The sequence below is a fragment of the Archangium sp. Cb G35 genome, from assembly GCF_001896145.1.
Classification (GTDB): domain Bacteria; phylum Myxococcota; class Myxococcia; order Myxococcales; family Myxococcaceae; genus Archangium; species Archangium violaceum.
Window position 1 is genome coordinate 48,151 of record NZ_MPOI01000007.1, and the last position, 12,032, is coordinate 60,182.

Sequence of the window (12,032 nt, forward strand, 5' to 3'; positions counted from 1 at the left end):
AACTGTTGACATCCCGCCAACAGCCTATTGACCCTCTGTCAATAGGGATCTACCTTGACTCTCGCGGCTGCCAGGAATTCCCGCTTTAGCTCTCTTCTGCTTTGGCCTGCGCGGTATCAACCTCGAAGCGGGCTCCGCCTGGTCTCTGCCGCACATCGTTGCCAGCGAAGTGGGAACACGCAGCGCACGAGGAGACCCCATGAGTCCAGACAGGATGTCAGCAGGAGCGAGCACGACCGTTGTCCCCTTCATTCGAACATTGCTTGCAGCGGGGGCCCTGGTGTTCCCCGGCCTCGCGAGCGCGAGTGATTTGCTCGGCAGCAGTCGAGGAGGCTCGGCACAGTGGGACTTCTGCTACGGCAAGCCGGATAGCGCCGTCTTGCCGGCGGACCCACGAACCCTGGTGCAGCCCGGCATCAGCGACAGCCGGGCGGTGCACTTCAATGCCTACTGGAAGGACTGCCACGTCGACCCGGTGGCGGTGAAGGAGGAAGGCGCGGCACAGACCTGTGGCCAACTGCGCCGGCGCTTCAACCTCGGCGAGGCGTTGCTGACGAACGGCCACCCGGGCGCGGGCGCGCTGTTCACCGGCACCGACCCCACACGCCTCGAGGCCGGGTTCGGCATCGCCACCTTCACCTCGTTGCAGTACAACGAGCTGTGGCGGATCTGGGGCTTCCCCTTCCGTCCCGACAACTTCGATGCGTTGGTGTCCCAGCGCTACGGCTCGGGGATGAGCACGGAACGTAATCCCTATCCGATGCCTTGGGAGAACCCGAACTTCACCAACGGCGGGAGCGGTCAGCTCCCGCAGATGCTGACGCAACTGCGCAATCCGGACGGCACCTGGAGCGGACGCATTGGAGTCACCTGTCATGCCTGCCACAGCGGCGTGGTGGGCACGCCCACGGATGGTCCAGGCCTTGGGGTGACCACGGGCGGCGGCAGCAGCCTGGCGGATCTGGACCTGTTCCTGTCCGATCTGCTGCCCCTGGGTTATCCGGCGTCGCTGGCCACGTTCCTGAACCTCAACCGCACCCGCGGCACCAACAACGCCAGCGACATCAACCTCGCCTTCCTGTTCCCGGACGAGGAGCCGCTGACGCCCTCCGAGGTGTTGGGCGTCATCAACTCGGGCTCGACCGCCGGAATGGATACGCCTGCCTGGTGGAACATGGGGCACCGGCCGGTGAAGTTCGTCGACGGTGTGTTCCCGATGGATGCGCCACGCGTGGACATGGTGTTCTACACGCCGTTCTTCGGCCTGTTCGGCGGGATCGGCGGGCCGGTGAGCGAAGCGGGGCAGGACTGGATGCGCGCCAACGGTCCGAGCCTCAACACCTGGGTTGACTCGCTCAAGTCACCGCCCTATCCGCTTCCGATCAACCAGGCGCTGGCCGAGCAGGGGGCGGTGCTGTTCCACACGCTCGACATGTGGGCGCCGGGGCGCAACAACTCCGTGCCGCGGCCCCAGGGCAACGGCTCCTGCGCGAGCTGCCACGGTGCCTACTCGCCTCGCTACGTCAATGACCCCGCGTTCCTCGCGACCCCGGCGCTGGAGGGCATGGCGAGCTACATCGTCCCCCTGAGCATCATCGGCACCGACCCTGTCCGGGTGAACACCAACAACGCAGCGGTGCAGGCCGCCGGCGCCAAGAACTTCTTCGGCTATCCGACGACGGCGGGCACCGCCCAGGACTGCGGCCCGCAGAACCAGCCGCACATTCGCGGCAACCGGGAGCTCGGCTACCTCGCGCCGCCGCTCTACGGCGTCTGGGCCACCGCGCCGTACTTTCACAACGGCTCGGTCCCCAATGTCTGGGAGGTGCTCAAGCCCTCTGACCGCAAGCCCATCTGGCGCCGCGTCTCCTCTCCTCCGCGCTGGGATCAGCCGCTCACCATCATGGGCTTCGACACGAACCTGCAACGCGCCTTCGACTCCACGAAACTCGGCTGGAAGTACGACACCATCGCCTGCCAGTGGCGCTCGATCTTCAACCCGGCGGTGTCGCCGTACATCAACTGCGACCCGGGCGACGAGTTCCGTACGCCCCTCGCGCAGGAAATCCAGAACGTGCTCTTCAGCAACCTGGTCGCCACGTGGAACATCCTCTATCCGCCGACGCGCACGCGGCAGCAGCTCGAGGATCGGAAGATCTACAACACCCACGCGTTCGGCCAGGACAACGGCGGACATGAGTTCAACTCCGTGCTCACCGACACGGAGCGTCGGGCGCTGATCGAGTACCTCAAGACGCTGTAGAGCCAGAGCCTGTTCCGCCAGGTCTCGGCGGAATGGGGGCCCTCGTAGATGTAAGCGCCTGCCTCGACGGGCTCCCGGCCGTGGCGCCGGAGCCCCGCGGGCGGGCGTTGCGCCCGGGCGATACGAGGGGGCAGAGGTCGTCGACTATCCACCCGTCCTTCCCATGCCTTCTACGCATCGTCCTATGCAGCGCTAGGATTGATGAACAGAATGGATGACGCCCGCCGCGTCATTCTCGAGCTCGGCTTCAATGAAGAATGGTTCTCCGACAGCATCTGTGTCTGCGCGGAGCGCGGCGACACGGCAATCGGCATTACGCAGTTCGAGAAACAGGGAATGGGCGTCTCGATAGGTTCTCGAGATGCCAGTGAGATCGCGCGGATTGGAGATGTATTGAAGAAGCAGCTTGGACTCTCTCTCCAGAAGCCGCGCTGATCACTCCGCACGCTACTGCCAGGCCCATTCTGGGAGTGCCAGGCGGCGGGTTCGATTCCCGCCGCTTCCAATCGAGGTTGCCCGCCGCCTTGAGTCGAGCCCACTCCTAACCGGGTTCGCTCACATCCCCCCTCTCCGGGCACTAGCCACGTCTCACGGGTTCTTCATATGGTGCGCGCACCCGGCTTGGCCGGAATCCAAACGAGAACACCGATGCTCACCGCTGCTGCTGCCCTCCTGACCAGTTCCCTCCTCTTCGCCTCCGGCGCCCCTGGCGCGAGCGAAGACGCGGAGCCCTCCTCCAACCGCGAGTCCGCCTTCCGCCGGCAGGGCGGGCTGCTAGACCGGAGCCCTCAGACGCGGGACCATATGCTCTCGGTCTTCGCGTTCCCGAGTTGGTACTACGGCTTCGGCATGGGCGCAGCCGCGCGCTATACGCTCCCCATCGCCCATGACGGCTTCATCCCCGCCCTCAACGACTCCGTCGAGCTGGAGTTCGGCGGTGACGTCTGGTTCGGCGGGACCGGCGGCTTCACCTACACGGCCATCGGCATCCCCGCCGAGGGGCGCTGGACGTTCCACCTCACCGACCGGTTCGACGCCTACGCCAAGGTCGGCCTCGGCTGGGTGCTCGCGTTCACGAGCGCCGCGGACCTCGGCGTGTACAACGTCGGTGGCCTCTACGTCACGGCGGGCCCGGGTGTCTCCTACCGGGTGGCCGACACGGTGGCCCTGCGCGCGGAGATCGGCAACTTCGGCCTGCGCGCCGGCGTCGGCTTCGCGTTCTGACGGACGCGGGAGCGCTCAGTCCGGCACCCCGTCGCCGCAGTGCGAGCGGACGGCGGGGTGCTCGAGGAACCGCGCGAGGAGCACCTTCCAGGGTGCCCAGTCGTGGCCACCGGGGACCGTCCTCACGTTCTCCGGCGGGAGCGCCTCCGCGAGCAGCCTGTCGGTGGGGGCGAGGCGGTCCTCGCTCCCGTAGCCGAGCAGGATGACCGGCCCCGGCCGCGCGCCACCGGTCCGCTCCTTCAGCCAGCGCCAGACCTGCTGGGTGTAGTTGTCCCTGTTCAGCGGTGCGGCGGCGGGGCTTGCCACGAGGCGAGCCCGCCCGCGCGCTGAATCTCCTCCACCTCGCTCTTGCTCAACACCCTCTTAGCGGCTTCGATTCCCACCGCTTCCAATAGCGGTGGAGAGAGCTGGAGCCGAGGGGTCGAGGAGGGCTGCTGACGGCACACGCCGCTTCCGGTTGTCAGGGCATCCCCTCTTCCGGATGTATCTCCGGAGGGCAGACACCCGTCAGCGCGCTCCGGTCGCGGAGCCCGGCGCGTCCACCTTCTGGTGTCCGGTCACCGTCACCTCCGTACGAAAGCGCACCTTGTAGAGGAGGACTCCGCCCGAGGCGGCGATGTTCATCCGCGTGGGCTGCCGCTCGCACGGGGTCTCCGTGTAGGCCAGGAAGTCCATCTGGAGCTCATCCAACATGGGGGGCATGTCGGAGGGGGAAATGCGCAGGCTCATCACCTTCCCGGCCCGCGCCTCCACCACCGCCTGTCCCTTCATCCGCTTCTTGTCCGGCTTCAAGGGGGCGAACTTCACGGTCACGAGCCCCTCGCTCGGACCCGGTGTGGAGTCGAAGCGGTAATCCGCCCTGGCCCGCGGATGGAACGGGGACAGCCTCGCCTTGTCGTCCTCGTTCTTCGGCGGGTCCTTCGGCTCCTCCTTGAGCTGGCGGCTCAGGTCCCCCTCTTCCTTCTGGGAGAGAAGCTTGCGTGCAACCACCGTGGTTCCGGAGCGGGTGACCTCGTAGCTGCGGGTCAGCCGTCCCTTCACCTTGCCCTCCGCGTCCAGTTCCTCCGTGACCGAACTCTCCACGGTGCGGCAGCCGGGGATGGCCAGCTTCCGCTCCTCCGCCTCGCCTAGACGTTGGAGGAGATCATCTTGTGGCGCTTCCGCTCGAGCGGAGACACCGAGGAGCAAGGAAAGAAGGGCAAGCACGCGCATGCCGTGGAGCTTAATCTCCACCCGCCTTCGAGCCGCAATCGAATCGGCTCAACGCGCTACCCGCCGGAATCTTGCCCTTCTCCCTTCCCTTCAAGCCTCCGCCGGGAGCGGCCCAGACTACTTGAGCCCCGCCACGGCGGACTTGATGTTGCGAATCTTGTCGAGCTGGTCGTGCCAGTAGGAGCTACCCGCCGCGGCTGCCATGCCACCCACGAGCACGTTGAGCCAATCCGACTGCAAGCCATTCAAGGTGCTCAGCCAGTCCTTCGCCTCGGGAGACGAGGCGAGAATCTGGAAGACGTAGAAGTTGACCCTCCAGGCGAGCAGACATCCCACGACGGCCGCGAGCGCGCGCAGGATGAAGATGCGCTGGCGCTCGCTCTGCTCCAACTGGAGCTTGATGGAGGCCGCCACCCCATTGAGCTCGCCCGCGATGGCGTTCACCCCCGCCGCGTCGACCGCGGTGAGCTTCTGCTCGAGCGTGGCCAGCCGGGTCATCTCGGCCGGGACCTTGTCCTTGATCTGCTCGGCGGCGGAGCGGACGGCCTGGAGCCGGGTGTTGAGCTCGGTGTTGTTCGGGGCGAACTCGGAGGCGAGCTTGAGCGAGTCGTCGAGCGACACCTTCCCCTTGGCCCAGGTAATCCCGAACCGTTCCAGGGTCCCCCGGAACAGATCCAGGATGACCTCCACCGCTGCGGCCAGGATGAGGAACATGAAGAACAACGTTCCGAGGACCCCGAGTAGCGAATTCATCTGTCTCCCCCTTCTCTGCTGATAGAGGGAGTGGCTCCAGGCTGGATTTGTGACGCCAGGCCGTCACGCCAGCTTGACGGGCAGGGACTGATGGCACCCCGCTTATTACTGAAAAGCGCGAATGATTCACCCTTGCCGGCTCACTTCCGGGGGAGAGAGGATGGCTCTCCGTCATGAGCTCGCCGGCTTCCCGCAACAGGTTCCTCCCTCCCCTCCTCCTGTCGGTGCTCCTGCACCTGCTGATCGGAGTCTGGCTGTGGTCGACAGAACCGTCCTCGACGCCGGTGCGGCCCATGTCGACGACGTCACACGCCGTGGAAGTGGAGTTCCGCGAGGCACCGTCCTCCGTGCCCACGACTCCGCCGACGACTCCCGGAAGCAGGCCCCCGCCCATCCCTCGCACCAAGCGCCAGCAGAAGAAGGCGGGCCCCTCCGTCGCCAAGAGCCCACCTCCCCCTCCAGAGCCCATGACGAAGCCGCCGGAGCCTCCCGCCGCGGGAACAGAGAACCCGGTGGATGTGGCGGAGGTACGCCGTGCACCCAGCCTCTTGCCCTCATGGATGCAAGCGCCTGCCTCGACGGGCTCCCTGGCCGTGACGCCGGAGTCCCGCGGGCGGACGTTGCGCCCGGGCGATCCCGAGCTGCGGCCGGAGTCCAACGAGGAGGCCTCTGAACGGCTCACCGCCCGGTTGCAGGACTGGGCCGATGACGACACGGCCGGGGTGCGCGCCCAGGGCTCCGGAGGCCATCCCTATCTGGGCGGAATGCGGGACTCGCTCGCGGAGGCCCTCGGGCACACTCCCGGTGGCAAGCCCAAGGATCTCGGCGTCAACAATCCCATCGCGGGCCTGCTGAAGAACTACACGGAGGCCGCCGAGCAGTACGGCAAGACCGGCGGCCCGGGCATCACGCCCCCATCCACGACGCCGCTGCACAGCGAGCAACTCGCGGCGCGCTTCCGGGACGAGGCCGACGCCAAGGGGATGATCGCCTCCGCACAGGCGCTCGAGACACTCGATGCGCTGGAGAAACGCGGCGCGCTCCTCACGGTCCAACTGGAGCTGCGCCACTCCCGCACGGGCGCCCTTCTCGGGTCGCGGCTCGCGGAGAGCTCCGGCAACCGCCTCTTCGATGCCTTCGTGCTCAAGGTGGTGCCCGCCTCCCTGGGAGCGCTGGAACCGCCCCCGCCCGAGGTGATGCGGAACAAGGAGGAGCTCAAGACCCGGTGGCTGGTCGAGGGCTGGCATCACCCGCCCAAGGGGTTGTCTCGCTCACTGGCGTCTTCCCTCGTTTCGGGCCAGCTCATGCTCCTCCCCGTGGAGTTGCTCACCGAATCCCCGAAAGAGGAAGCCGAGTTCGAGTACCGGGTGCGCTTGAACAAGCTCTACTGACTCCCGACCGTGCCCTCTCCCCGTCCGTTGCTCAGCGCCGGGGAACGCCGACTGCGTCCAGGCGCTCCCGGACGTCGCGCAGGCAGAGGTCCTCGCCCGCCCCCGGCCGCCGGTGTTCGGGTGACTGGCAGCGGACGTGCACCGTGAGCGCTACCTCGTCCTCGTTCCGGTCTTCCGCGGACTCGTACAGCGTCGGCGTCGCGGGAACTATCTCCGTGCGGCTCGCCACCTCGCTCGTGCGGACAAGCCGTTCCACGAACGACTGCAGCTCGCGGAGCAGCTCGATGCACTTCGGGCACATCGGCGTCCCCGGCCCCGGCTTACCGTGCGCGGCGAAGAGCCGGACCCGGAATCCGACGACCTCGGGATGCTCGCCTTCGACCACCTCGCGCTCGACGTCGTAGTGCACGTGACGCTCTCGTGCGAACTGCCCCAGTACCGCGCGGTCGGGTATCTCCATGGCTAGAATCTAAGCAGCTGGCGCTTGCGAACCTGCTCGGGAGGAGGCCGTCGGTCGAGCGAGCCCTCGTAGGGAAGGGCGTAACCCGCTGTGGCTCTGGGAAGCGCACGCAGGCTCCGAAGGACTCGGTGCACCCGCACCATGACGCCGTGCTGGAGCGCGCCTTCCGCCGCCTGTCCATCTCCACCGGTGGCACCTACCAGCAAGCGCGCGGCGCGCATGCCGCCATGTCCGTGGTGGAGGCGTTGGTCAAGCGCACCTCCGTCGAGCTCGCGTTCGATCGTCAGGTGTTCGCCGCGCTCCAGGCCCGGAGCCTGGAGGAGCGCGCGAATCCGCTGTTGCGAGCCTCGCTGGCCCAGCAACTGCGGGGCACGGAGTCCTCGGTATCGGGCGCATTGATGCGGCTGCGCCAGCGTGGGCTCCTGCCCGCGGGTGTCAGCTCCGGCTGATGCGAGCCATTGGTTGCAACATCCATGCACCCGTCTCTACGATGGCAGCCCCCCGCTGAGCAGACTCGTGCTGCCTGGCGCTCCCCGGACCGAACGATGAACCAGGCACAGAGCCGTCGTCTCCGCACGAACTGTCTGCTGCTGCTGCTTCCATTGCTGGTGGCCGGCACGCCCCTGCTCTCCGTGGCGGCGGCCAGCCTCCCCTCCACCGCCACGGCCTCCTTCGCGATCGAGGGTCTGACCACAGGCTCCTCCGTGTCGGCGGGTGTGGCACTCAGGGTGACGGTGACAGCGATGACCGCCTCGGGTGCCGTCGATCCGGGCTACGCCGGCACCATCCGGTTCTCCTCCACGGCCCCTCGCGCGCTGCTGCCCGGCAATTACACCTTCAACCCCTCCGTGGACCGCGGCACGAAGGAGTTCGTCGTCACGTTCCAGTCGTTCGGCCTGTGGGAGTTGCTGGTCCAGGACATCCACATCGCCAACATCAAATCCCACGTCCCGAGCATCACCGTGATGCCCGGTCCGCCCGTGCGCTTCATCGTCGAGCTCGACCCGGCGACGGTCGCCGGAACCCCCTACTCCCTCCAGGTGATCCCGGTGGACGAGTCCGGCAACCGCACCAGCTACACCGGCCGGGTGCACTTCGAGACGACCGTTCTCCGGGCGCTGCTCCCACCTGACACGGACTTCTACTTCAGTCCCGGAGAGACACCGCTTCCGGAGTTCTCCGTCACCTTCTCGAGCGCCGCTCCGGACCCCAAGACCCTCACCGTCACGGATGTGACGGGCCAGAACCTCACGGGGAGCGCCTCCACCGTGGTCAGCGCCGGCCCGTTCGCTCGTGTGAAGCTGTCCACCACCGCCCCGGACCCGGCGCCGACCTGCGCCAAGACGACGCTCGTGCTCACGGCCGAGGACGCCTGGGACAATCCCGTGACGGAAATACCCGCCACCCCGGTGACGCTCTGCACGGCACCGGGCAGCTCGGCCACCTTCGTCAGCAGCACCCTCGAGCGGCCGGCATACGCCGCCCCATGTGTCAGGGGCACCCTTGCGGGCACCGCGGAGGTGGTCTGGAAGAACACGAAGCAAGAGGACGTGGAATTCACCCTCTCCGGCGTCGCCGCCAGGTCACCGCTCACCCTCCACTTCAAGGCGGGGATTCCCAGCCCCCTGACTTCGAATTTCTCGTTCAGCGAGAGCAGCGAGGAGCCCGCTCCGCTGCTCGTCCGCAGTGGACAGCTCACCGCCCAGCTCACCCTGCGTGACCAGTGTGGAGACCCGGCGACGCTGCCCACGGACAAGGTCCTCTCCTTCGCGGCCACTCCGCCCCTGACCGTCACCTCGCCCGTCGAGGACGCTCCGGGCAAGTGGAAGACCTCCGTCAGCCTGCCCGAGTGCCCCGCCGATGCAACGAAGACCCTGGCAGTCTGGCCGCTCATCAACGATGAGGTGCTGAAGAAGCCGGACGGCGTGCAGGTCAAGCGGCACGTCCTGCCTCAGTGCCCGACCCTCGCGACGCTCTCGGTGCTGACCCCGGCGGACAGCCTGGTGGCCGAGCCCGGCGAGGTGGTCGAGTTCGAGGTGCAGGTGTCGACCGAGGGTGACCTGACCGTGACGGGCAGTGTGCTGATGCAGGAACCGCAGGGACTGACAGTGATGGGGGCGAGCACCAGCGGCCAGGCCCTACCGGCCAAGGGAGGCGGATTCGAGCTCCCGGAGTTGCGCAAGGGCTCGCCGCTGACGGTCAAGGTCACCGCCCAGACGACGACCCAGCTCGACCAGACGGTGAAGACGGAGGTCTGGGTCGTGGGTCCGGAGGGAACCCTGCTCACCCGGAAGGAGCGCGTGGACTTCAAACAAAAGGACCTGGGTGTAGACGTCGGGTGCGGTTGCCAGACCGGCGGCATCCCGGGTCAGCTCGTCACCTGGCTGGCCCTGCTCGCGGTGGCATCGCGCCCCCGGGGTGGATTGCGTAGACTGCGCCGAGGCGAAAGGAACGACCCCTAGGCGTCATGGCGGCAGCGACTCTCACTCTTCTGGTTCTGACCATGACGGGTCAGGCTGTCGCGCTGCGTTCCGACAAGCCTTTCGTCACCTCCGAGGACACCGCGCGGCTCGAGCTCAGCGTGCTCGATGAGGCGGGCCAGCCGCTGAGTGACGCGCAGGTCTCACTGAGCGTCAACACCGGCTCCGTCACCGAGCCCACTCCCGCGCGGGACGGCACCTTCCACGCCACCTACCGGCCGCCCTCGCGGCAAGGCCCCCTGGTGGCCCTGTTCCATGCGACGGTGAAGCGGGGAACCCGTAGTTCCAGGGCGTGGCTCGCCCTGCCCGTCCACGGTCCCTACTCGCTCCGGGTCAAGGCGCCGCCCCGGTCGCGGGTGCAGGTCTCGATCGGGGCCGCCTCCTACGGGCCCGTGGCCGCGGCCGCCAGCGGAGAGGCCGTGGTGCCGGTCCTGCTTCCGCCCGGAGTCACGAGCGCTCAGGTGACCATCATCGAGCGCTCGCGCAAGAGCCGCACGCAGACCGTGCCGCTCCCCGAGCCCAGGTTCCCCCGCGTCCAACTCGTGGCGATGGAGGCTCCGATCCAGGGGCAGCCCGTCCGGCTGCAGGGATTCGTCGTGGATGACAGCGGCAACCCCGCCGTCGCGCTCCCGCCCCTCGCCGTGAGCGCCGAGCAGGGCACGCTCGGCCCCATCGAAGCGAAGGAGGGCGGCGTCTTCGAGCTCCCCTTCACCGCCTCCACCACGAGCACGGCTCCGGTGAACATCTCCGCTTCACCGCTCGACGAGACCGAGCGCTCGTTCACGCTCCAGGTCGAGCCTCGTCCGGCGCCACCCGGCGGGCCGGCGCGGCCGGATTCCCCCGCGCTGGTTGCATCCACCGGGCAGTCCCCGCATTCCCCGTGGCCGTCCTGGCAGCCCACGCTGGGCGCCTTCCTGTTCGTGCACAGCAACGCCGCTCAGTCCAATGGCCCGGGACTCCAGCTCGAGGGCGCGCTCCGGCTCGCCACGCTGCCCGTGGAGGCGCTGGTGCAGGTCGAATTGCGCGGCAACAACACGGTGAGCACGGCCCTCGCGGCGGACGGACCGAACCCGGTCACCAAGACGTTCACCCTCGGCGGTGGAGCCCTCCGGCTCGGGGCCCGCTGGAGCCACCCGGTCCTGTCACGGGGCCTGCTCTTCGCGGACGCGAGCGCGGGCGTCCTGCACATGCGGGGCGGCCTGGAGCTGAAGAGCCACGAAGACACCGTCACCCAGGAGCTCCGCTCGACGGGCCTCGACGTGACGGTGGGAGCCGGGTTCGCCTGGAGGCTGGGCCCGGGCCGCGTGGCCGGACAGGTGCAGTGGGGCTACGCGCCGGGAAGCCAGCAGGTGAGCGGCAACCTGGGTGGGTTGTCTCTCGGAGTGGGCTACCAGCTCACGCTCGGAGGGGGGCCGCGCCCATGAGACCGTGCGTGATGACACTCGTACTCGCGCTGCTGAGCACCGGCGCCCTGGCCGCCGCGCCCTCGCCGGAGACGTCCGGGACGGTGTGGATCACCCTGCGGCCCCACCCTTCCCTGCCGCTGAAGAGCCCGCGCATCCAGGCCGGTGGCAAGGAAGCCATCGCCGCGGGGGAGGCCTTCCGCGTGGAGGGGCTCGCCTCGGGCCAGGTGGCCATCACCGCCTCGGCCGAGGGCTATCAACCCGTGGAGCGCAAGGTGCTCGTGCCCCCGGGAGGCCAGGCCAGTGTGTTCCTGCCGCTCGAGCGCATCCCGGGTCCCGGCACCGTGAAGGGCCGGCTCCTGTGGGAACAGGGCAATGAGGGCACGAAGGTGCCCGTGGCCAATATCGAGGTGCAGCTCGGCGGTCAGGTGGTCGCCCGGAGCGATGCGGACGGCTACTTCGTGGTGTCCGAGGCGGGCCCGGGCCCCGTCACCTTGAAGCTCGCTGGCACCGGAGTCCGGCCGCAGGAGGAGGTGGTGGTCGTGCCCTCCCATGGCGAGGCCTCGGTGGAGGTCATCCTGCAGAAGGGCTCGGAGGTACGGGCCTGGATGCGCGGGCGTGTGCGCTCCACCCAGGGGCGCCCCGTCCTGGCCACCCTGCGTGTCGAGGAGGCCGGTCTCCGCACTCGCACCCGCGCGACGGGAGACTTCGAGTTCCGCCTGCCCGCGGGCCGCTATCACGTCACCTTCGAGGCACGCGGCTATGTGCCGCAGACGAAGGTGGTGGACGTGGGCGCTGGAGACCAGGCGCTGTTCTACGTGGATCTGTCACCCCTGGAGAATTGAG

General features: G+C 68.1%; 12 protein-coding genes. 8 read left to right on the forward strand and 4 right to left on the reverse strand.

Translation table 11 applies throughout. From position 1 onward, the window contains the following. Window positions 1-280 precede the first annotated feature (280 nt). From BO221_RS21710 to BO221_RS21720, 3 genes are all read left to right on the forward strand, one after another. Complete coding sequence (locus BO221_RS21710) at window positions 281-2,263, forward strand: hypothetical protein (protein ID WP_233166198.1); 1,983 nt, start codon at window positions 281-283, stop codon at window positions 2,261-2,263. Between the two features lie 210 nt (window positions 2,264-2,473). Beyond that, window positions 2,474-2,698 carry a hypothetical protein gene (locus tag BO221_RS21715; protein ID WP_073562409.1) on the forward strand — a complete coding sequence of 75 codons (225 nt, stop codon included), beginning with the start codon at window positions 2,474-2,476 and terminating at the stop codon, window positions 2,696-2,698. Window positions 2,699-2,911: 213 nt separating this feature from the next. After that, window positions 2,912-3,487 carry a hypothetical protein gene (locus BO221_RS21720; RefSeq protein WP_073562410.1) on the forward strand — a complete coding sequence of 192 codons (576 nt, stop codon included), beginning with the start codon at window positions 2,912-2,914 and terminating at the stop codon, window positions 3,485-3,487. A gap of 15 nt (window positions 3,488-3,502) precedes the next feature. On the opposite strand, the gene BO221_RS21725 is transcribed toward BO221_RS21720, so the two are convergent. The 3 genes from BO221_RS21725 to BO221_RS21735 form a co-directional block, all read right to left on the reverse strand. Continuing rightward, window positions 3,503-3,793 (reverse strand): hypothetical protein, encoded by a 291-nt coding sequence (locus tag BO221_RS21725; RefSeq protein WP_073562411.1) that lies wholly within the window; start codon window positions 3,791-3,793, stop codon window positions 3,503-3,505. Window positions 3,794-3,994: 201 nt separating this feature from the next. Continuing rightward, entirely contained in the window at window positions 3,995-4,699 is a 705-nt protein-coding gene (locus tag BO221_RS21730; RefSeq protein ID WP_073562412.1) for a hypothetical protein, read from the reverse strand. 117 nt (window positions 4,700-4,816) lie between these two features. Next, window positions 4,817-5,452 carry a hypothetical protein gene (locus BO221_RS21735; protein ID WP_143195605.1) on the reverse strand — a complete coding sequence of 212 codons (636 nt, stop codon included), beginning with the start codon at window positions 5,450-5,452 and terminating at the stop codon, window positions 4,817-4,819. A 173-nt stretch (window positions 5,453-5,625) separates the two neighbouring features. Here BO221_RS21735 and BO221_RS21740 point away from each other — a divergent pair, with 173 nt between their 5' ends. Beyond that, window positions 5,626-6,843 carry a hypothetical protein gene (locus BO221_RS21740; protein ID WP_073562414.1) on the forward strand — a complete coding sequence of 406 codons (1,218 nt, stop codon included), beginning with the start codon at window positions 5,626-5,628 and terminating at the stop codon, window positions 6,841-6,843. Window positions 6,844-6,874: 31 nt separating this feature from the next. Here BO221_RS21740 and BO221_RS21745 read toward each other — a convergent pair whose 3' ends face one another. Beyond that, window positions 6,875-7,303 (reverse strand): hypothetical protein, encoded by a 429-nt coding sequence (locus BO221_RS21745; protein WP_073562415.1) that lies wholly within the window; start codon window positions 7,301-7,303, stop codon window positions 6,875-6,877. 128 nt (window positions 7,304-7,431) lie between these two features. Here BO221_RS21745 and BO221_RS21750 point away from each other — a divergent pair, with 128 nt between their 5' ends. From BO221_RS21750 to BO221_RS21765, 4 genes are all read left to right on the forward strand, one after another. Beyond that, complete coding sequence (locus BO221_RS21750) at window positions 7,432-7,752, forward strand: hypothetical protein (protein ID WP_073562416.1); 321 nt, start codon at window positions 7,432-7,434, stop codon at window positions 7,750-7,752. 96 nt (window positions 7,753-7,848) lie between these two features. Next, window positions 7,849-9,765, forward strand: coding sequence for a hypothetical protein (locus BO221_RS21755; RefSeq protein WP_073562417.1), 1,917 nt, complete (start codon window positions 7,849-7,851; stop codon window positions 9,763-9,765). A 41-nt stretch (window positions 9,766-9,806) separates the two neighbouring features. Next, on the forward strand, window positions 9,807-11,207 hold the full coding sequence (locus BO221_RS21760; RefSeq protein ID WP_143195606.1) for a hypothetical protein: 1,401 nt from the start codon (window positions 9,807-9,809) through the stop codon (window positions 11,205-11,207). Window positions 11,208-11,218: 11 nt separating this feature from the next. Then, window positions 11,219-12,031 carry a carboxypeptidase regulatory-like domain-containing protein gene (locus BO221_RS21765; protein ID WP_073562419.1) on the forward strand — a complete coding sequence of 271 codons (813 nt, stop codon included), beginning with the start codon at window positions 11,219-11,221 and terminating at the stop codon, window positions 12,029-12,031. The last annotated feature ends 1 nt before the right edge of the window (window position 12,032 follow it).